This is a genomic window from Polynucleobacter sp. MG-28-Ekke-A2 (genome assembly GCF_035012985.1).
Taxonomy (GTDB): domain Bacteria; phylum Pseudomonadota; class Gammaproteobacteria; order Burkholderiales; family Burkholderiaceae; genus Polynucleobacter.
In genome coordinates, this window is record NZ_JAYGQU010000006.1 from 102,308 (window position 1) to 123,066 (window position 20,759).

At 46.3% G+C, this 20,759-nt stretch carries 16 protein-coding genes; 3 read left to right on the plus strand and 13 right to left on the minus strand.

The genetic code is table 11. The annotated features are described in order from the left end of the window. Positions 1 to 2: 2 nt before the first annotated feature. The 12 genes from VC188_RS05720 to hrpA all read right to left on the minus strand — a co-directional run bounded on the left by VC188_RS05720 (position 3) and on the right by hrpA (position 16,764). Positions 3 to 1,256 carry an efflux RND transporter periplasmic adaptor subunit gene (locus VC188_RS05720; protein WP_323483315.1) on the minus strand — a complete coding sequence of 418 codons (1,254 nt, stop codon included), beginning with the start codon at positions 1,254 to 1,256 and terminating at the stop codon, positions 3 to 5. Beyond that, positions 1,253 to 2,929, minus strand: a complete 1,677-nt coding sequence (locus VC188_RS05725) for an efflux transporter outer membrane subunit (RefSeq protein ID WP_323483316.1) — start codon at positions 2,927 to 2,929, stop codon at positions 1,253 to 1,255. The genes VC188_RS05720 and VC188_RS05725 overlap by 4 nt, the downstream gene beginning before the upstream one ends. 117 nt (positions 2,930 to 3,046) lie before the next feature. Then, entirely contained in the window at positions 3,047 to 3,895 is an 849-nt protein-coding gene (gene xth, locus VC188_RS05730) for an exodeoxyribonuclease III (protein ID WP_215363197.1), read from the minus strand. Next, positions 3,888 to 5,339: a nitrogen regulation protein NR(I) gene (gene ntrC, locus VC188_RS05735; RefSeq protein ID WP_323483317.1), complete on the minus strand. Its 1,452-nt coding sequence runs from the start codon at positions 5,337 to 5,339 to the stop codon at positions 3,888 to 3,890. The genes xth and ntrC overlap by 8 nt, the downstream gene beginning before the upstream one ends. After that, complete coding sequence (gene glnL, locus VC188_RS05740; protein ID WP_323483318.1) at positions 5,336 to 6,469, minus strand: nitrogen regulation protein NR(II); 1,134 nt, start codon at positions 6,467 to 6,469, stop codon at positions 5,336 to 5,338. Before glnL ends, ntrC begins: the two co-directional genes overlap by 4 nt. Before the next feature lie 14 nt (positions 6,470 to 6,483). After that, on the minus strand, positions 6,484 to 7,899 hold the full coding sequence (glnA, locus tag VC188_RS05745; RefSeq protein ID WP_072582200.1) for a type I glutamate--ammonia ligase: 1,416 nt from the start codon (positions 7,897 to 7,899) through the stop codon (positions 6,484 to 6,486). A gap of 199 nt (positions 7,900 to 8,098) precedes the next feature. Further along, positions 8,099 to 8,959, minus strand: a complete 861-nt coding sequence (locus tag VC188_RS05750) for a competence/damage-inducible protein A (protein WP_216243572.1) — start codon at positions 8,957 to 8,959, stop codon at positions 8,099 to 8,101. Beyond that, a complete protein-coding gene (locus VC188_RS05755; RefSeq protein ID WP_323483319.1) occupies positions 8,952 to 9,821 on the minus strand; it encodes an EI24 domain-containing protein in 870 nt (289 codons plus the stop codon). The genes VC188_RS05750 and VC188_RS05755 overlap by 8 nt, the downstream gene beginning before the upstream one ends. 29 nt (positions 9,822 to 9,850) lie before the next feature. Continuing rightward, positions 9,851 to 10,822 (minus strand): sterol desaturase family protein, encoded by a 972-nt coding sequence (locus VC188_RS05760; protein ID WP_323483320.1) that lies wholly within the window; start codon positions 10,820 to 10,822, stop codon positions 9,851 to 9,853. A 3-nt stretch (positions 10,823 to 10,825) separates the two neighbouring features. Then, the gene (locus VC188_RS05765; protein ID WP_323483321.1) at positions 10,826 to 11,632 is read right to left on the minus strand and encodes a polysaccharide deacetylase family protein; all 807 of its coding nucleotides are present in this window, start codon (positions 11,630 to 11,632) and stop codon (positions 10,826 to 10,828) included. Then, entirely contained in the window at positions 11,623 to 12,660 is a 1,038-nt protein-coding gene (locus VC188_RS05770) for a cytochrome D1 domain-containing protein (protein WP_323483322.1), read from the minus strand. Before VC188_RS05770 ends, VC188_RS05765 begins: the two co-directional genes overlap by 10 nt. A 69-nt stretch (positions 12,661 to 12,729) precedes the next feature. Beyond that, positions 12,730 to 16,764 carry an ATP-dependent RNA helicase HrpA gene (gene hrpA, locus VC188_RS05775; RefSeq protein WP_323483323.1) on the minus strand — a complete coding sequence of 1,345 codons (4,035 nt, stop codon included), beginning with the start codon at positions 16,762 to 16,764 and terminating at the stop codon, positions 12,730 to 12,732. Positions 16,765 to 16,817: 53 nt separating this feature from the next. Here hrpA and argA point away from each other — a divergent pair, with 53 nt between their 5' ends. Next, positions 16,818 to 18,182 (plus strand): amino-acid N-acetyltransferase, encoded by a 1,365-nt coding sequence (argA, locus tag VC188_RS05780; RefSeq protein WP_215321858.1) that lies wholly within the window; start codon positions 16,818 to 16,820, stop codon positions 18,180 to 18,182. A 41-nt stretch (positions 18,183 to 18,223) separates the two neighbouring features. After that, complete coding sequence (locus tag VC188_RS05785) at positions 18,224 to 18,496, plus strand: oxidative damage protection protein (RefSeq protein ID WP_046330271.1); 273 nt, start codon at positions 18,224 to 18,226, stop codon at positions 18,494 to 18,496. A 258-nt stretch (positions 18,497 to 18,754) separates the two neighbouring features. On the opposite strand, the gene rpiA is transcribed toward VC188_RS05785, so the two are convergent. Next, positions 18,755 to 19,465 (minus strand): ribose-5-phosphate isomerase RpiA, encoded by a 711-nt coding sequence (gene rpiA / locus VC188_RS05790; RefSeq protein WP_323483324.1) that lies wholly within the window; start codon positions 19,463 to 19,465, stop codon positions 18,755 to 18,757. A gap of 93 nt (positions 19,466 to 19,558) precedes the next feature. Between rpiA and tal the strand changes: the two genes are divergently transcribed. Beyond that, positions 19,559 to 20,536: a transaldolase gene (tal, locus tag VC188_RS05795; RefSeq protein ID WP_323483325.1), complete on the plus strand. Its 978-nt coding sequence runs from the start codon at positions 19,559 to 19,561 to the stop codon at positions 20,534 to 20,536. Positions 20,537 to 20,759: the final 223 nt, after the last annotated feature.

The window sequence follows — 20,759 nt, forward strand, 5'->3', positions numbered from 1 at the left end:
GATTATCGAGCTGGCATTGCCTCAAGCGTGACCTGCGTTGGGTTAGCAATTTGATTAATACTCAGATTAATAAAACCATTGATGACTACCTTACTATCTGGAATCAAGCCTTTGCTGATCTCTACATACTTCTCAAAGCGCTGACCCAAGCTAATGTCTTGACGTTGTGCTCGCATGGCATTATCCAAAACAAAAACATAATCACCCACTTGATCCGTCATTACAGCAGTCTTGGGCAGCAGCAAAGCCTGTCTTGGCGCGCCATACTGAGCCATAACTCGAGCATATAAACCAGGAATTAACTCGTACTTCTCATTTTTGAAGATTGCCCGCAATTGCAAGGACCCAGTCTCCGTGGAAATCAAATTAGCGGCGTAATCCAAGACGCCCTCAAAAGGATATCCAACTTCACCTTGAAGACCGGCATAGATAGGCAAGGCATTTACTTCAGACTTGCGTTCTGCGTTTGCATCTTGACCCTTTTGAAACTTTAAGTAATCCCTCTCATTAATAGAGAAGTACACATAAATGGGTGAGATCTGCTGAATCGTAGAGAGTTGCACACCCTTTGTAGTGGAATCTAAATAGGTACCGACATCCAATAAGTGTCTTCCCATGAGTCCATCAAATGGTGCCCTGATTTCGGTATAGCCCAAATTAATCTTTGCGAGCGTTAAATTAGCCTCCGATTGCTGGTATTGCGATAAAGCCTTATCAACAGCTGCTTGCGAGGTTGCATTCTCTTTGAGCAAAGATTTTTGACGGCCATATTCAAGCTTCGCTTCGGTATAAATTGCCTGCTTTAATTTCACCTCTTGTATATATTGGTCTTGCTCAATGACAAATAGAAGATCGCCCTTCTTCACCATCGCTCCGTCAGCAAAACCAATCTTAGTAAGGTAGCCCTTAACGCGCGCATCCAAGTTCACTGTGAGGTATGGATCCACCAGACCATCAAAGGTCGCAAAACTGCGGATCTCTTGAGACAGTGGTTGAGCGGTTGTCACTGGAATTGGGGTCTGCTTAATTTCTTTGCCACAGGATTTCAAGCAAATCAACGTAACCAAAGCAACGAGAACGAATAAAGAAACCCCAATTGTGCGTGGTGAAAGTTTCTTCTTAAGAATAGGAATCTCAACCGTGCTTAGCTTTACTAGGAATGCGTTCCATTTGCCTAAGAGCGAGCCCCATAGAGTCACAAGCTTGCCCCACAAGGGCATCAGCAAAAGTTTGGCTTTTATTAATAGATCTTTCATGGCGCAGCACTTCCCTGGGTCGGCGGAGTCGTTGTATTGGGTGTATCTAATTTAGTTGGCGGCATAGCTTGAGTAGGCTTTGATGGATCTGGAGCGTCTACCAAAAATTTTCCGACTTTAACCGTTAAGGGATCGCCCGTCTTTGTGAGAACAGAACCCCAATCTGTTCGGTCGGTCATATCAGCAACCATCTGATCAGGCAGCTTAGGAGGAGTCATGTCCGCAGTCCAACCGCCACCAAGTGCTTTAAATGCGCCTACATATCCGATGAGTTCGTTTGATGAAGTTTGAACTAGGGAGTTTTGGATATTTAATAGATTCTGCTGTGCAGTGATCACCGTGGTGTAATCATTCTGCCCCGCTTTATAGCGCTCAAGCGCTAAATCTGCAGCGCTTTGCGCTGCAATGACACCGCGAGTTAAATCTTCTTTTGAACTTTTAGTAGTCGAGATAGTAATGAGCGAATCTTCAACTTCCTTCTGAGCATTCAAGACTTGATTTTGATAGGCCAAGAGACTCTGCTGGAAAATAGCATCCTGCACGCGGACTTGATCCACAATTGCGCCTCTATAAAACAGTGGTAAATAAAGTCCGGCATTTACACCAGAAGAGTTGTTGCCCCAACTAAATAAATTAGCGGAGGATAAGGTTCCGTAATTTGAGGTAGCATAACCAAAGAGGCCGCCCAAGGTAAAAGTGGGGAATAATTGCGCCTTGCTTACGCCAATTAAGGCGGACTTAGAAGCAGCATCAAATTCGGTCTGCAGAACATCTGGGCGACGACGTAATAAATCCCTTGGCATACCAACTCCAAGCTCAGTTGGAGGCTTCAGACTTCCCTTGGTGTTTCCGTAAGTCTTTTCATAGTACTCAGGAGGCTCACCCAGCAAAATACTCATGGCATGCTGGTTTTTCTTTAAATTCGCAATCAAAGCAGGAATCTGCGCCTTAGTTTGCTCATACTGGGCTTGCGCTTGACTAAGGTCCAACATCGAGGTGGCACCGTATTTAAAGCGCGCACCTGCAATACGCAAACTTTCTTTTTGCAAGGCGAGATTGGTTTTAGCAACCATGATCAGCTCTTCATAGTTGCGAATATTGATGTAAGTATTAGCAACATCCGCAGTTAAAGACACATCTGCCGAGTAAAAGGCTGCAACCCCAGACAAATAGGAACTTAATGAGTTCTGAATTCCACGGCGATTCTTTCCCCAAAAATCTAGCTCCCAACTCACCTGCACCAAAGCATTTTTAGAGACCAAATTATTGGAATCATTAATCGCTTCTTGAATTGCGCTATTGCGGCTATTGGAATATGAAGCACTTAAATTGGCGGATGGCAATAATGCGGCATCACTCACACCCAGTTGCGCCTGCAGTTGATATATCCGCAGCGCAGTTTGTTGCAAAGTAAGGTTTTGCGCAGTAGCTTGCTTTAGCAAGGCATTGAGCGTCGGGTCATTAAAGCTTTTCCACCACTCTACTGGGTCCAGAATCTTGTTTGAGTTTTCACCCAAAGATTCGGTAAATTCAGTTTGAGCTGTTGATTTATATTGATCCACTGCCTTAACAGGGGGTCTTGCAAAATCTGGGCCAACCATCATGCAACCGGCAAGCATCAAGGTGCCGGAAATAATGAGAGCATGAGTAATCGTGTTTCTAGGTAATGGCATTCAAGTGCTTAATTTTTAAACTGATTGCCTTGTCTAAGGGCGGAAATTATCGATACTAATCATAAGGATAAAGCAAGATTCAGAATGCTGGGCTAGTGTAAGCCCTAGGCTTACGGATTAAGACTTTTGGATCTGCGCAATCACCGGAGCGTGATCTGAAGGCTGCTCCCAGGCTCTAGGTACTTTATCTACCGTGCTAGCACTGCATCTTCCCTTGAGCGCCTCACTCAGCAAGATGTGATCAATACGCATGCCGGCGTTTCTTCTGAAACCCATCATGCGGTAATCCCACCAACTAAAAGTTTTCGGAGCCTGCTCAAACATTCTGAATGAATCATGGAGACCAAGCTTAATCAGGTCTTGAAACGCTTCTCGTTCTGGTGGTGAAACAAGGTTTTGCCCTTCCCATGCTTTAGGGTCATGAACATCTTCATCTGCCGGAGCAATATTGAAGTCGCCCAAGAGTGCTAAGCGTTCGTTCTGTTGGAGCTCTTCTGTTAACCAAGTTTGTAATGCCTTCAACCAACCTAGTTTGTATTGAAACTTATCGCTATCGGGCGATTGCCCATTAGGAAAATAGGCCGATACCAGTCTCATCGGTTTCGTACCAGCAAAGCAGACTGTCGCCGCGAGGATGCGCTGCTGCTCATCTTCGTAGTTGGGTATGTTTCTAGTGGGCTTCAGAAAGGCTGTTTCTATATCTGAAGCAATAGGTGCGAGAGCCGCTTTACGCAAGATGATCGCAACGCCGTTATAAGTCTTTTGACCAGCAGCCAAACTGAGGTAACCCGCATCTTCAAGCTCTTTATGGGGGTACTTATCATCCGTGAGCTTAAGCTCTTGCAAGCAGAGCGCATCAATCGGTTGTTTCTTGCTTTCTTGATCTTGCAACCAACGAAGCACTTGTGGAAGGCGAACCTTTAAGGAGTTCACATTCCACGCAGCTATTCGAACTGAATCAGTCATCAATACCGAGCTCTTGCAGCTTACGGGTAATCGTATTGCGGCCGATACCTAGACGCTGAGCAGCCTCCACTCTTCTGCCACGAGTAACTTCTAGAGCTGCCTGCAATACTGCCTTTTCAAAACGTGCGGTCAAGGCATCAAAAACTTCTTTATCACCATCTTGCAACATCTTGACAGCCAGACGCCCCAAACCACTCTCCCAGTCACCTACAGCAACTTTGGCAGCAACGGGATTACTTGGCGAAGACTCGCCGTGAATAACGATGGGTTGTTCATTCGCTTCGGAAACAATATCAGCCGGAAGATCGCTTACGCCAATCACGTTTGCAGACGTCATCACTGTTAACCAGTGGCATAAGTTCTCTAATTGACGTACATTTCCCGGAAATGGCATTGCGCTCATTTCTTTTAAGACTTCATCAGACAATTTTTTAGGTTCAACGCCCAAAGACTTCGCGCAGCTCAACATAAAATGTCTAGCTAACATTGGAATATCTTCACTACGCTCACGCAATGAAGGCATACGCAAACGAATCACATTTAAGCGATGCAACAAATCTTCGCGGAAGAAGCCAGCGGCTACTCGAGCATCCAGATTTTGATGGGTCGAAGCAATGATTCGAACATTTGCCTTAATTGGGTCTTGTCCGCCAATGCGATAAAAATGTCCATCAGTCAGAACGCGGAGTAAACGGGTTTGTAGATCAAAAGGTAAATCCCCAACCTCACCCAAAAATAGAGTACCGCCGTCAGCTTGTTCAAAGCGACCTCGACGCAAGGTCTGAGCACCAGGGAAAGCGCCGCGCTCATGACCAAATAACTCCGACTCCAGTAAATCCTTTGGCACGGCTGAAGTACTTAATGAGATAAATGGACCTTTGGCGCAAGGACTGTGCTTATGCAAGGCATGAGCAACCAACTCTTTGCCAGTACCAGACTCACCAGTAATCAGGACTGTGGCGTTAGATTGCGCTAAGCGCCCAATGGCACGGAAAATTTCCTGCATTGCTGGTGCTTGTCCAATAATCTCAGTAGCGTCTTGCCTCCACGCGGTTAACTCTTTCGCACCAGAGTCATTACGGATGCCCTGCTCTACCGCACGATGAATTAATTCAATCGCCTTTTCGACATCAAAAGGTTTGGTGAGATATTCAAAGGCGCCACCTTGAAATGAGGAAACAGCAGAGTCTAAATCAGAATACGCCGTCATGATAATGACCGGTAAATTCGGATGACTTGCTTTCACGTGCTGCAATAAATCCAAGCCGTTACCACGTGGCATACGGATATCAGAAATCAGCACCTGAGGAGATTCCTTTTCGAGGGCATTGAGCACATCATTTGGATTAGAAAAGCTCTTATGCGGAATATTCTCACGCGCTAGAGCTTTTTCTAAGACCCAACGAATAGATTGATCATCGTCAACGATCCAAATTGGTTTCATGATGCTTTCTCCTGCCTACGGTATGGAATTTGAATATGAAAATCGGTGCGCCCTGGACGGCTATTGCAAGCGATAGACCCCTGGTGCTGCTGTACAAAGGTTTGCGCCAGGGTAAGACCAAGTCCACTACCACCCTCTCTCCCTGAAACTAGTGGGAAGAAGATGCGCTCAATAATTTCTTCAGGAATACCTGGGCCGTTGTCAATCACATGCAGATCCATGGCTAATTTGTAGCGATGCTTTGCAATCGTGACTGAACGTGCCACACGGGTCTTCAGCTCAATTTGTGCAACACCACTGCTAATCTCTTCAGAAAGAGCTTGTGCAGCGTTATGCACAATATTTAAGGTTGCCTGAATCAATTGCTCCCGGTCGCCCAAGACATCGGGCAGACTTGTATCGTAGTTACGAATAATTCGTAAACCTTTTGGAAACTCTGCCAAGACTAGACTACGCACGCGCTCTAATGCTTCGTGCACATTGAAGGATTCCATCACATGCGCCTTGCGATGCGGCGCTAAGAGACGATCAACCAAGGTCTGTAGACGATCTGACTCTTTAATAATGACTTGCGTGTACTCGCGTAAGTCTTTGTCTGGTAACTCAAACTCTAATAGTTGCGCTGCCCCACGAATACCGCCCAATGGGTTTTTAATCTCATGCGCTAAATTACGCATTAATTGTTTATTTGCTTCCACTTGCTGTGTGACGCGTTCATCGCGCTCACTACGCAACTGTTGATCGATTGGAAACCACTCCATCATAATCAGCGCAGGATCCTCTAATGCTGCAACCACTACATGCGCTGGAATGGAATCTTGATGAATGCTACCCGGCAATGAATGCAAAACCATTTCTTGACGTTGGGCCAATACATGACCCTGTTTCACCTCAGAAATCATGTCACTTAATGCTACGTTGTCACCAAATAAGTTGTGCACAGATTGACCCTCAAGTGATTTACGCGAGAGGTCCAAGGCTGACTCAGCAGCCGGATTCACGTACACCAATTGTTGGTTCTCTGCCTCAAATACCACGATGGCATTGGGCATCTGATCAAGCAATGTCGGAAAAAAAGGAGCAGCCGTAGCTGCTCCCTTGAACGAATTGCGCAACAGACCTGCGCTCAAGTTCTCTCCTTCGCTTACAGGGAGTAGTACATATCAAATTCGATTGGATGAGTAGTCATACGGAAACGTGTGACATCTTCCATTTTCAAATTGATATATGCATCAATCATAGATTCAGTAAATACTCCACCGCGAGTCAAGAACTCGTGATCTTTCTTCAATGCGTCCAATGCCTCTTCCAAGCTTGCGCAAACGGTTGGAATCTTTGCATCTTCTTCTGGTGGCAAGTCATACAAGTTCTTGTCAGCAGCTTCGCCTGGATGAATTTTATTCTGCACGCCATCCAAACCAGCCATCAGCAATGCTGAGAAACAGAGGTATGGGTTGGCCAATGGATCTGGGAAACGTGTCTCAATGCGACGACCCTTAGGATTTGGAACGTGTGGAATACGGATTGAAGCAGAACGGTTACGTGCTGAGTAAGCCAGTTTCACTGGAGCCTCAAAGCCTGGAACCAAACGCTTGTATGAGTTTGTACCTGGATTGGTAATTGCATTCAATGCTTTAGCGTGCTTGATGATGCCGCCAATGTAGAACAATGCAAACTCTGACAAACCTGCATAACCGTTACCAGCAAACAAGTTCTCACCGTTTTTCCAAACGGATTGGTGAACGTGCATACCAGAACCGTTGTCGCCAACTACTGGCTTAGGCATGAAAGTTGCTGTCTTGCCATAAGCATGCGCGACGTTCTGAACAACGTACTTCTGCCAGATAGTCCAGTCAGCGCGTTGAGTCAATGTGCTGAACTTAGTGCCCAATTCGTTTTGGCCTTGGCCAGCAACTTCATGGTGATGAACTTCAACTGGAATGCCCAATGACTCAAGAATCAAGCACATTTCAGAACGCATATCTTGGAATGTATCTACAGGAGCAACTGGGAAGTAACCGCCTTTTTTACCTGGACGGTGACCAGTGTTTCCACCTTCGATTTCTGCACCAGATGACCAAGGAGCCTCTTCGGAATCAATCTTCACGAAGCAACCCTGCATATCGGCACCCCAACGAACGCCGTCAAAAATAAAGAACTCAGGCTCTGGACCAAAGTAAGCAGCGTCACCTAAGCCGGTGCTCTTCAAATACGCTTCAGCGCGCTTAGCGATAGAACGTGGATCGCGATCGTAACCTTTGCCATCAGCTGGCTCGATAACGTCACATGTGAGAACCAAAGTTGGCTCTTCATAGAATGGATCGATGTAAGCAGCTGTTGGATCTGGTTTGAGCAACATATCTGAAGCTTCAATACCTTTCCAACCAGCGATAGAGGAGCCGTCAAATGCATGACCGCTCTCAAATTTATCTTCGTCAAAAGCAGAGATAGGCACTGTCGTGTGTTGTTCTTTACCCTTTGTATCCACAAAGCGGAAATCAACGAAAGTACATTCCTTCTCTTTAACCAACTTCATCACATCAGCGACGGTCTTCGTCATGCAAATCTCCTCTATTAACTAAATTCGGAATCAAAACTTAAGGCATACACCCTTATTCATTCCAGGCACCAAACACGCCTACTGGATGTATCTAATTTACTGAAGCAAACAAACGGGAATAGTCATTATTGCACTATTTAAGTGCTGAAATACCCTTCATAGAAGCTTAAATACCCCTATTTACACCTTTTTAGTGCAATTAAGCTTGGCTGATGTCGTGGATTTCGTAACCCAGCTCTTGGGTACCTGCTCTCAAGGCAATCCAAGCGCTTTCTAGAAGGTTGGCATTGCCCTTTATCCCCAGCTCAATATGACGCTGGGCATAAACGCCCCCTTTAGAGGCGTCACCGACAGAAGGGAGACTAAAGACCTTCACCCCCGGAAAATTAGCCTCTATGCGCTCCATTAAGGGGGTTAAGGTAGATTCAACTCCCTTAGGAACAATGAAGCTCTGCTCTGCCCAATTTTCTTGATGGAATAGATCCTTGTAATAAGTATCTAAACACCAAGCCATCATGGGTGCGGCCATCACCGGAAAGCCCGGAACAAAGTGATGCTCCTGAATCCTAAATCCTGGAATTTGGTTGTATGGGTTTGGAATAATTTCACTACCTATGGGGAACTCCCCCATCTTGAAGCGATGCTGATTTTCTGGAGTGCTTAAGTCCGACTTGATTGGATCGCCTTCTGCCATCGACTGAATGCGACCGGCAATTAATTCTTGCGCAGTTGGATGTAACTCAGTTTTTGTACCCAGAGCAAGTGCCGCGCATTGACGGGTGTGATCATCCGGTGTCGCGCCAATGCCGCCAGTACTAAACACAACATCACCACTTGCAAAACTGTCTTTGAGTGTTGCAGTAATTTGCTCGGGATCATCAGCAACGTATTTAGCCCATGCAAGACTGAGGCCGCGCTCATTGAGCAACTCGATAAGCTTACTCATATGCTTATCTTGACGACGACCAGATAAGATCTCATCACCAATCACGATTAACCCAAAGCGACGTTGGGCTTTGCTCGGCACTTCTATTTCAACTTTTTTAATTGCATCAACCATGGTAAGGCAGTTCCATATCAACAACGCGAGATTGCACTGTGAGCGCTTGATCCAACTCTTCTTCTCTCAATTGCTTGAGCGCATCTAATAAGAAGTAGCTAAACCATAAAGCAGCAAACACAAAAATCAGAGAATAAATCCAAAGGGCTATAAAGCTCACTATTGGAAATAACACTAAAGCCAATGCAGAGGTAGCCCAGAAGAAAGTTGGCACTGCGCCCAACATGCCTGAGGCTATACCCATACAGAATAAAGGCCAGCGATATTTTTGAAGCAGAAGGTCGCGCTCTTCTGAACTGGCATGCTTTGCTAGAACGTCATATGACATCAGGCGCATCGTTAACCATCCCCATAACAATGGAGGCAAGACAGCCACCAGTGGAGGAACCCACCACACAGGTAGGGTGAGCATCACCAACGCAAGACAAATGAGGGCTGAACATAGGCTATAGATCAAACTGCCAAAGAAACCGCCACCCTTCTTGCACTCTAGATCCTGAAATTGTGATTGCTTAGAGGCGATCTTCACAATCGAGGGTACCGTTGAAAACGCGATGAAGACTAACAAGCTAATCGTAATCAGGGGGATGATTAGCATGACAAAAAATAATGGCGCAATCCACGCTCTAGCATTTTCAAAACCCGCCCAAACCAAACCCTCTTGTATCCAGCTGGTAAAGACAGAAGTTGTTAGAAAGATGCTTAATGTTTCTAATGCTGGAGTCCATGTGAGCCAAATAAGGCAGCCCCATAAAACTGAGACGATCAAAAATGGCCTGAAGCTCAGCCATAACATTCGCGGATGCATGGTTCCAACTAATGCCATGCCAAACGATTTAAATACTTGCGGTAATCCGACCATACAACTCCTATTGCCTGCAGACTTGCAGTCTACTTAGGCTTGAATTCTTTAATGGCACGCACCAAGCTTTGCCATTGTTGGGTGAGGATATTTTCTGAAACAGTTAAATTTCTGACTCCCGTAGGATAGACCTCTTTGGTGAAGATGGCGGTTCCGAATAACATATCCCACCACGGAAACAAAATACCAAAATTACAACCGCCCAACACGCCGGGTTTACCTATAGCTTCATGCCCATAGCCCACGGCATGATGCATACGGTGAAACATTGGGGATACCAATAAGTATTTAGCAGGCCCTAAGTGAACCTTAATATTGGCGTGCTGCCAACTTTGAATAAATTGGCTCAGCGCAATCAACATAATGAATTGCCCTGGGGAGGCACCAAACAATAGCGCAAAGAAAGCCATGAAGGTTGCACGCATGATGTCGTCGAGAATGTTATTGCGATTATCGGACCAGGCAGTCATCACTGTTTGACTATGGTGCAAGGCATGTAATTGCCACCACCAATTAAACGCATGTGATGCGCGATGGTATAGGTAATCTACGAAGTCCAGAAGGATGAGGTAGATCAAGAAGCTAACCACGGGAATGGATGTCACGCCAGGCCACCAGGACTCTACATTCAGGCGATCAAAACGGAAATCATGCAGGATGGAATCCATCTCAAAAAAGAATCCAGACAGGCATATAAAAATCAAGCCATGAAATATTCCCAGGCGATGAAACAGGGTGTATAGGACATCTGCCCTACTCGACTTTGAAAAACGCTCTTGCTTTTCTGCTGGGGCTAGGCGCTCCCATGTTCTTAATAAAACAATGATTAAGAATAGCTGAACACAGCCAAATAAGAACCAATCGATTCCATCAAATACATCCTCAGCCCAAGACATTAAATCAAATTGGTACAGAGTCGGACCCACTACATTAGCAAACAGAAACTCCTGAACGCTGGCATAAGCATTCGCAATCATGGAGGTTACGATAGTGAGGTCCATGCTTTATTTTGACTGATTTATAGAATCTTTGGGTAGCAGCCCAAAACAGAAGCCACGACCCTTTAGGTTAATAATTAACTGCTCCAATACTGCAGGTGCCCATGGATCTTTTCTAGACCAAATGCCCAAGTGAGCCATGGTGATATCGCCATCCTTTAGATCTCTACTCGCTTTATCCAACAGAAGGTGATTGGGATGCTTCTCGGAATTTAACTCATCCCCCAAGAAACCAGCAGGAGCCCAGCCAATGTGTTGATACCCACACATATCCCCTATTCGTATTAATGTTGGGGAAGTTTTACCGCCTGGAGCACGCCAGATTTTCTGTAATGGCTGGTTTGTCATTTCTTGAAAGCGCTGATCAACCCGGCGAATCTGTTTACACATTGCCGCCTCGTTATATAGAATAATTTCTCCTGCCTTTGGACCAAATTGCGGCTTCTCAAAAACCTGCCCCTTAGGGCCATCCTTCACAAAGTAATCATGGTCGTATGTATGACTGCCAAAATGATTGCCTTCCTTTACCAATTGCTGCCAAAAGGGTTTCCAAGAATCATCTAAAGCAAAGTCGCCGCGGTAAGTTTTTTCATTGGCCAAGAAAAAAGTAGCCTTTACGTTTTGCCGCTTAAGAATCTCAGCTACTTTTTCAGCTACAGACATGTTGCCAGTATCGAAGGTGAGGTAGACCTTCTTGCTACATTCTGCGACTTGAGCATTGGCGACCAATGAAAAACAGCCGAGCATAAGCACGGCTGCGATACGGATGAATGCGTTAGGACTTAGGCACTTCATGATATTAATTATTCCCATCCAGCCCTTGGAGTGAAAAATACACCATGTGGTGACTTACCAACCGGAATCACTGTTACCAACTTCATTGTTGGGATATCTATTACCCCAACTTTTTTGGAAAAGCGGAAAGTAACCCACATTGTTTTACCATCTGGAGTAATTTCCATATCGTCTGGGCCAGCTGGTAGTCCAGTAATATCGCCTACCTTCTCCAAGGTTTGCATGTTGATCAAGCTGATCGTAGAAGCAATACGGTTGCTTACAAATACATGCTTCTTGTCCCCTAAAGGACGGAAGTTATGAGCACCCTTACCTGTAGGGATACGCTTTACTTCTTTGCGATTTTTCCAGTCAATCACTTGAACATAGTCTTCACCAGTAATGCCCACTAAGAGGTATTGATCGCCAGGCGTCATCCACAAACCAGCAGGCACTTTACCTGTGGGCATGACCCACAATACATTTTGTGTTTCAAGATCAATTGCGGCAAGTTCACTAGAGTCTTGCAAAGTAATAAATGCAATTTTGCTATCCGATGTAAAAGCAATATGACTAGGTGTCTTACCTAGCTTTACGGTCTTAGCTAATTTAAGATTTGCACTATCGGCAGCATAAATATCCACTCGGTCCAAGCGATTGCCGTTGGCTACAAACCATTTATGGTTTGGGGAGTAACCGATTTGGTATGGATCAATAATGTTTGGGATCTTGCCAGTCAACTCACCCGTGGTTGGATTCATCAATACAACATCATTACCAGCAGCATTGGCAATCAATAGCGATTTTTGATCAGGGGTCATCATGAGGTGATGAGGTTCCTTGCCAACCGGGATTGTTTTAATAACCTCACGTGTGTTCATATCGATCAAACTGACAGATGCAGAACCAGAATTCAGAATCACCGCCAACTTAGGTTGATTTGCAGGGGTTGCTGAGGCTACGGGGCTAGCGGTTTGTCCAAAAGCGGTTTGATTGGCAAGCAGAAGTGCCAATAATGCAGAGGCCGCGATTGTGCGAAAACCTCTAATCTTGATAAATTTGTACATCCCTCCATTGTAAGCAATTGGGGAGACTGAATAGGCCTCCAAATCCAGTGGATATGCTTTGGATTTGACCTAGCGCAAGCTTGTTAAAACCTTTTCGAGCCGCTTTAAGGACATGGGGGTTGGGGTTTTGAGCTCTTGAGCATACAAAGCCACCCTCAACTCTTCCAACTGCCAACGAAAATCCGTTAAAGCTTGATCCTCAGCCATCGCATAAGAGGCGGATCCCTTGTTACCTTGCATCAGTTTTTGCCACGGACGAGCAACCGATTCCCAATCCTTTTGGCATTGGGCATCACGACTAGGGTTTGATCGCAATTTATCAATCCGCATCGCAATTGCTTTTAAGTAGCGTGGCACATGCACCAATTGCGAATACGGTATCTCAGCCACGAACTTAGGGAAGATCAATCCCTGCATCTGCGCTTGTATATCTGTGTAGGCGCTTGGCGAAGCCGCTTTTGCACTAGCAATCTTTTTCTGTAAATCTGCATGGGCTTGCAATGCATTTAATGCGTGGCGAGAAATCTCTTGGGCAATGAGCGCCAATCTCGGTTTTCCGGCTTGCAATCGCTCGGCAAATTGTGCAGCATTCACCGGCAAAGGTTCAGTCATAAAAGCGCGCTCAATAGCAAGATTGAGAATCTGCTCTATTAATGCCTCTACCGATCCAACATTAATAAATAGCAAACCTAACTCACGAATACCGGGCAATTGTTTTTGTAGGGCTTTGAGCGTATCTTTATTACTCAGCGCAAATAAGCGACGTAGTCCTAAAGCATGCTGTTTGCGAGCCTCCTCTAAATCATCAAATACCTCGAGATCACAAAAGTCGATGCGATCCACTAGAGCGGGGTAACCAAATAAAGTTTTGTTTCCCTTCTGAATCTCTAAAGTTTCTGGCAACTCGCCAAACTCCCAAGTGCGGTATCCGCCCTGTTCGATCTTACGAGTCGCATCAGGGTTGGTTGCGTGAGATTTAGATTTTTCGCCTCTTGGTGGCTCCACTCCCAATTCGACCTGAGCAGTCTCTTGAGCAATGGCCTGGAAGGCATTACGGGCAGTCTGCCCATACTCTGAACGTAAGCGAGCCAAGTTGCGCTCCACCTCAAGCTGGCGCCCATGCTCGTCAATCAGACGAAAATTCATCGAAGAGTGCAGAGGTAGAGATTCTGGCCTGAAGTCTGTACGTTTAATTTCTAAGCCGCGCTCTTTGCGAATATCGCCAATCAAACTATCTAGAAAGTCACCGACGCCAAATTGCTTTTCTTCTAACTTACGCTCAAGAAAAGACTTTGCATAATCTGGCAATGGCACGCAATGGCGCCTGAGTTTTTGTGGCAATGATTTAAGAAGCAGCAATACCTTCTCCTCACACATGCCAGGCACTAGCCATTCACAACGACGGCCATCCACTTGATTGAGCTGGGTCAAAGGAACAATAAGGGTTACACCGTCCTTTGGGCTGCCAGGCTCGAAATGATAGGTAAGACTCAGCTGTGCACCACCGACTAACATCGTCTTTGGATAGCGATCTACGGTAATACCAGCCGCCTCATGGCGCATCAAGTCGGCTTTTTCTAGGCGGAGCTGAGCATCAAGATCCTTTTCGGCATTTTTATCATTACCCTTCTCTTTGGCTATCCATGCTTTGAGACTTTCTCGACTCCGCACTTCCCGAGGAATACGAGACTCATAAAACGCAAATAGCAAATCATCATCTACCAATACATCTGGTCGACGTGAGCGATGTTCTAGGGCTTCAATTTCTTTAATCAAGCGACGGTTATGCCAAAAGAATCCAAATATATTAGGATATTTTTTCTTGGCATCGGTTTCTGTTTCCCGTTGAAGCGCAGGTGTATCCATGCGCCCAAACATTTCTTCCTGCACCAGGGCTTGGCCAATAAATAACTCCCTGGTTTCCTCGGGGTTGTGCGGCTCATACCGAACCCTACGACCATGATAAATAGGCAATCCATACAAAGTGCCCCGCTCAAACGCCATCACCTCGCCCTGACGGTTATCCCAGAAAGGATCGCTAAGGGATTTGATTAGACGATGTGCCGCAACACGCTCCACCCATTGGGGCTCGATCTTTGCGATCGTCCTGGCATACATGCGATTGGTCTCTTGCAGCTCTCCAGCCAGAATCCAGGCGCCTGCCTTTTTGCCAATAGTAGAACCAGGCCATATAAATGGACGAATACCCCGCGCTCCTACATAACCACCTGTTTTGCTATTGCGATCTTGAGATTTCTCATCTTCTTCTTTTTTGGCTACATATCCGAGCAGGCCTGTTAATAAAGAAAGGTGTACCTGCTCATACGTTGCAGCCAAAGCATTTTCTTTCCAGCCCTTCTCGCCTAGCATGGCGTGCAGTTGACCATGAACATCGCGCCATTCACGTAAGCGACGTGGTGACAGAAATTTGCTTTTACACAGACTCTCTAGCTGTCGGTTGCTATGCTTGTGTTGTAAAGCATCTTGATACCAGTTCCAGAGTTTGACGAAACTCAGAAACTCAGAGCGTTCATCAGCAAACTGTAGGTGGGCTTGATCTGCTGCTGCGGCCTGATCCATGGGGCGATCACGCGGGTCTTGTGTTGCCAAAGCAGATGCAATAATGGTGACTTCTTTTAAGGCATTCTGCTCTTTAGCAGCTAAGAGCATTCTGCCAATGCGCGGATCAAGGGGTAAGTCTGCTAATTGTTTGCCAATAGCCGTGAGCTTGAAACTGTTATTAATATCCTTGCCATCTGCTGGCTCTGATTCATCGAATTCAATTGCGCCTAATTCATCCAAAAGTTGCACGCCATCAGCAATGGCTCTACCCAAGGGTTTATCAATAAAGGGGAAATGCTGGATCTTGGGTAAGCGTAAGGAGCTCATGCGCAACAGCACTGCAGCTAACGAGCTACGCAATATCTCTGGATCAGTAAATTTAGGCCGACCTAGATAATCTTGCTCGCTGTATAAGCGTACACAGATGCCATCCGATACACGACCGCAACGCCCAGCCCTTTGATTGGCAGCAGCTTGCGAGATGGGTTCAATTTGTAATTGCTCTACCTTATTGCGATAGGAATAGCGCTTGACTCTCGCCAATCCACTATCGATCACATACCGAATGTTCGGCACTGTCAACGAGGTCTCTGCAACGTTGGTTGTCAGAATAATCCGTCGCCCATTGCCTGGGCTAAAGACCCTCTCTTGCTCAGCGACGGATTGACGAGCAAATAAACTGAGAATCTCGGGATGAAAGCGTTGCTGTAAGACATGATCTTTACGTAAGGATTCTGCGCAATCGCGTATCTCACGCTCGCCTGGTAAGAAGACCAATACGTCCCCTGCGCCCGCTGCTCCTTCTCGCCATAAACTGGCGATCTCTTCTGTCACCGCATCCGGAATTTCCTTGGCAGTTTTGGATTCTTTTTTGCCATCTGGCTTGGCATCCGGCTCCAGCGGTGCGTAACGTTGCTCTACCGGAAACAATCTACCGCTAACTTCGATAACGGGCGCTACCTTGCCATTAATAGCAAAGTGTTCGGCAAAACGCTGCGCATCGATGGTTGCCGATGTGATGATGAGTTTGAGGTCCGGCCGTTTAGGAAGTAACTGCCTCAGATAACCCAATAAGAAATCAATGTTCAGACTACGTTCATGCGCTTCGTCAATGATGAGCGTGTCATAAGCACGCAACTGAGGGTCGCGCTGAGTCTCTGCCAGCAAGATACCGTCGGTCATCAACTTGATAGAAGCAGTATGACTAGTCTTATCAGCAAAGCGAACTTGGTAGCCTACATCTTGACCAATGGGCGAACCTAGCTCTTGGGCGATGCGCTTGGCCGTAGCGGTGGCTGCAATCCGGCGAGGTTGCGTGTGGCCAATGAGCTTGCCGCCATTAATCGTGCCTCGCCCCAGATCCAAACAGATCTTCGGAAGCTGGGTAGTCTTGCCCGAACCAGTCTCACCGCACACAATCACCACCTGGTGGCTCTGCAGGGCATCCTTGATCAGCTGACGCTGACCAGAGACCGGCAATTCCTCAGGAAACCGAATTTCTAGCTTACGTGAGGTGTTGGAAGCAGGCACAGGCTGTGGCATTGCTTTGGGTTTTTGTTGGTTTATAGGCTCTTGCACCCTATAATTTTCTCACTATGCCAACAAATGCACCGAACCAGGCCTTAATGGCCGAAGAAACGACCTCCAACTTCCCTTTCGTGGGGTGGTTGCGCGATGTTGCGCCCTACATTCACAGCTTCCGTGAGAAGACCTTTGTTATCGCCTTTGCAGGTGAACTTGTCCAAGAAATCGGCCTTGAGAATCTGATTGAAGATATCGCCATGCTTCATGCCATGGGTATGCGAATTGTTCTGGTTCACGGTATCCGCCCACAGATTGAAGAGCAGCTCATGCTCCGGAATATTAAAAGCAAGTTTGGCAAGAGCGCCCTGAACAGCTATCGGATTACTGATGCAGCCGCACTAGAGTGTGTTAAAGAAGCTGCCGGTGAATTGCGTCTTGATATTGAGGCAGCATTTAGCCGTGGCTTGCCAAACACTCCAATGGCTGGCTCACGTATTTCTGTGATCTCTGGCAACTTCATTACCGCAATGCCTGTGGGTGTTGTTGAAGGCACTGATTACATCCATACCGGTTTGGTGCGCAAAGTTGACTCTAGCTCGATTAGACAGTCCTTGGACAGCAACAAAATTGTTTTGCTTTCACCTTTAGGTTTTTCACCAACGGGCCAAGCATTTAATCTGGCATACGAAGATGTCGCAGCATCCACTGCCGCAGCTCTTAAAGCGGATAAGTTAATCTTCTTGAGTCCCTATGCTGGCTTAAAAGATACAGAGGGAGACTTCATCACTGAGCTGTCCATGCCGCAATTGCAAGAATATATCGCGCAGAACAAAGATATGGATCTGGGCATGAAGAGTTTGCTCAATATCTCTGGCAGAGCAATACGGGCAGGCGTTAGCCGGGTGCACTTTTTGCCCTGCAATCAAGATGGCGCACTCCTCGAAGAGCTCTTTACCCATGATGGAATTGGTATGATGCTAGCCTCATCTGATATCGAGAACTTACGTGAAGCCAATCAAGATGATGTTGGCGGTATTTTGCAGTTGACGATGCCTTTGGAAGATGAAGGCATCTTGGCGGCTCGTGGACAAGACGTGATTGAACGTGATATTCAGCGCTTCTCAGTGATAGAGCATGACCGCGTTCTCTTTGGTTGTGCCGCCCTCTTCCCATTTCCAAATGGCGTTGGTGAATTAGCCTGTCTTGCTGTTGATCCAGATGTTCAAGGGTCGGGTGATGGCGAGCGTCTACTCAAGCGTGTTGAAATGCGCGCTAAGCAAGAAGGTATAAAAAAATTATTTGTTCTCACCACTAGAACTGAGCACTGGTTCTTAAAGCGTGGCTTTAAACGGGCAACGGTCGATGATCTGCCAGAAGAAAGAAAACAGATTTATAACTGGGACCGTAAGTCCATGGTTTTAACTAAAGATCTATAAGAAAACTAAGCAACTTCAGAATTACTAGAAAGGTATTACAGATGGCACGCATGGTTCAATGTATCAAACTCAATAAAGAAGCTGAGGGAATGGATTTTGCCCCGCTTCCAGGCGAGCTAGGCAAAAAGGTTTGGAATCAAGTATCCAAAGAGGCTTGGGCTGCTTGGTTAAAGCACCAAACAATGCTGATTAATGAAAACCGCCTCAATATGGCTGACCCACGTGCACGCCAATACCTCTTAAAGCAGGTGGAAAAGTACTTCTTTGAGGGTGGTGCTGATATGGCTCAAGGTTACGTACCCCCTGCAGAGTAATTAAAAATTGATTGCCGTATTGCAGCAAATACTTTATTGAAAAATATATTTTGGATTGCTGTTGACACTGCCAGAGATAGGCGTAGGATGAAACTGTGGTGAGGCAGTTTTGGTGCCCCGCTACATTGGCGAAAGCCACTCTAAATAAGTACATCTATGTACTTATAGGCCAAGGAACTAAATACCTTCCGAGAGCCTACGCCATGCATACCATGGCAAATAAACCCGATGGGCATACCCCGTCGGGTTTTTTAATTTCTACAGTGCAATTCTTTCAACGCCAGCAGCGTTGCTGACCAATAGAATATTGGCTTTTTCTTTAGCAAATAAGCCAACAGTGATCACGCCAGCAATTTGATTGATCTGCGCTTCCATCTGAATAGGGTCGGCAATCTTCAGGCCAGCTATATCCAAGATCCAACCACCGTTATCGGTTACAAAAGGCTCGCTGGGAGTTTGATTGAGATCGGCCCTAGTGCTCTTTGCCAGACGTAGGGTAACTTTTCCGCCTAATTTCTCCAACTCACGACTCACAATGCCTTTTGCAAGGGGAATGATTTCTACTGGTAATGCAAAGTTGCCTAGCACCGGCACTTGTTTTGATGAATCGCAAATGCAGATAAATTGCTTTGCCATGGAGGCAATAATTTTTTCTCTAGTAAGCGCTCCGCCGCCGCCCTTAATCATATGACCCAAAGGATCGATTTCATCTGCGCCATCAACATAGGCTGGCAGACCTTGCACATCATTTGGGTCTAGCACCTTAAAACCATGTTTCAGCAAGCGCTCAGTGGTCGCGTTAGAGCTCGATACCGTGCCCGAAAAATGATCCCTATGTGGAGCAAGCGCATCAATAAAGCAATTGGCAGTCGAGCCTGTACCAACACCCAAAACCTGCCCAGCGGGTAATTTGAGAACTTCGTCTCTAGCTGCCTCGCCCACCATTTGCTTTAGTTGATCTTGGTTCATATAGCTATCAAATGCCTTTACTGGAACTGAGTAATTAATCCATCTATCATATGATATCTATCAGAAAACCACCCTAGAGCCGCGAGCAAGCCCATGAATAGCACCCCTTCGTCACTAAGCCAACTAGAGCAACTCAAGAAACTCACCACGGTTGTGGCTGATACAGGCGATTTTGAGCGCATGCAGGCCTTTCAGCCGCAAGATGCGACTACCAACCCTTCCCTGATTCTGAAGGCTGCTCAACAAAGTAATTACCAAGATTTGGTCCGGTCGGTCAAAGCAACGCATCCAGGCATGAGCCCGACCGATTTGGTGGATTACATCTTGGTTGCGTTTGGTTTAGAGATTCTGAAGATTGTTCCAGGACGCGTTTCTACAGAAGTAGATGCCAGACTCTCATTCGACACCAAGAGCACTGTAGCTAAGGCCAAGCATTTAATTACCCTTTACGAATCTCATGGAATTGATCGTAAACGCATTCTGATTAAATTAGCGGGCACATGGGAAGGCATTGCCGCCGCCAAAGAATTAGAGACGCAAGGCATCCATTGCAATATGACTCTGCTCTTCTCACTCGTGCAAGCGGCTGCATGTGGTGCCGCCAATGCCAAACTCATTTCTCCATTTGTGGGTCGTATCACTGATTGGAATAAAGCGAAGTTAGGCAGCAACTGGAGTGATAGTGCCAATGGCGGTGCAAATGATCCAGGCGTCACTTCCGTTAAGAGGATCTTTCACTATTACAAACACTTTGGCATCCCTACTGAAATCATGGGTGCTAGCTTCAGAAATACCAGTCAGATATTAGAGTTAGCTGGTTGCGATCTTTTGACTATTAGCCCAGAGCTATTGGCTGAGCTCCAGAGCAGCCATACCTCAGTCGAGGTAAAACTCGATGCTGCTAATGCCAAAGCAGCGTTAGAGGCGGAAGGCGTTGCACCGCTAAAACTAGATGAATCCAGTTTCCGCCTGCAGCTCAACAATGATGCAATGGCTACCGAGAAATTGGCTGAAGGGATTCGGAACTTCTGCGTGGATACCGAGAAGCTGGAAGTGCTACTAGCCCAGTAATTGAGATTGGGACTACGGCTTATTAGACGCAGAGTTCTCTGGATACGGAGGCATCTTTGTAAAGCAAGGGTGGCTTTCACCACCTCTGCAATGGCTGCTAACGACCTTGATTTCAACCCGTCGATGCAACACACTACTAACTGCGTAAGCGCAAGGAGTGTTGCTCATGAAACAACGACCTAGAATCTATTACACAGCTACCCAGAAGGCTTTAATGTGGGAG

Excerpts from the sequence above, each read along its gene's own strand:
- tal (WP_323483325.1), top strand. The coding sequence starts at position 19,559 with ATGAATAGCACCCCTTCGTCACTAAGCCAACTAGAGCAACTCAAGAAA.
- VC188_RS05755 (WP_323483319.1), bottom strand. The coding sequence starts at position 9,821 with ATGGTCGGATTACCGCAAGTATTTAAATCGTTTGGCATGGCATTAGTT.
- VC188_RS05785 (WP_046330271.1), top strand. The coding sequence starts at position 18,224 with ATGGCACGCATGGTTCAATGTATCAAACTCAATAAAGAAGCTGAGGGA.
- VC188_RS05770 (WP_323483322.1), bottom strand. The coding sequence starts at position 12,660 with ATGTACAAATTTATCAAGATTAGAGGTTTTCGCACAATCGCGGCCTCT.
- VC188_RS05760 (WP_323483320.1), bottom strand. The coding sequence starts at position 10,822 with ATGGACCTCACTATCGTAACCTCCATGATTGCGAATGCTTATGCCAGC.
- hrpA (WP_323483323.1), bottom strand. The coding sequence starts at position 16,764 with ATGCCACAGCCTGTGCCTGCTTCCAACACCTCACGTAAGCTAGAAATT.
- VC188_RS05765 (WP_323483321.1), bottom strand. The coding sequence starts at position 11,632 with ATGGGAATAATTAATATCATGAAGTGCCTAAGTCCTAACGCATTCATC.
- VC188_RS05720 (WP_323483315.1), bottom strand. The coding sequence starts at position 1,256 with ATGAAAGATCTATTAATAAAAGCCAAACTTTTGCTGATGCCCTTGTGG.
- rpiA (WP_323483324.1), bottom strand. The coding sequence starts at position 19,465 with ATGAACCAAGATCAACTAAAGCAAATGGTGGGCGAGGCAGCTAGAGAC.
- ntrC (WP_323483317.1), bottom strand. The coding sequence starts at position 5,339 with ATGAAACCAATTTGGATCGTTGACGATGATCAATCTATTCGTTGGGTC.
- glnA (WP_072582200.1), bottom strand. The coding sequence starts at position 7,899 with ATGACGAAGACCGTCGCTGATGTGATGAAGTTGGTTAAAGAGAAGGAA.
- VC188_RS05725 (WP_323483316.1), bottom strand. The coding sequence starts at position 2,929 with ATGCCATTACCTAGAAACACGATTACTCATGCTCTCATTATTTCCGGC.
- argA (WP_215321858.1), top strand. The coding sequence starts at position 16,818 with ATGCCAACAAATGCACCGAACCAGGCCTTAATGGCCGAAGAAACGACC.
- xth (WP_215363197.1), bottom strand. The coding sequence starts at position 3,895 with ATGACTGATTCAGTTCGAATAGCTGCGTGGAATGTGAACTCCTTAAAG.
- VC188_RS05750 (WP_216243572.1), bottom strand. The coding sequence starts at position 8,959 with ATGGTTGATGCAATTAAAAAAGTTGAAATAGAAGTGCCGAGCAAAGCC.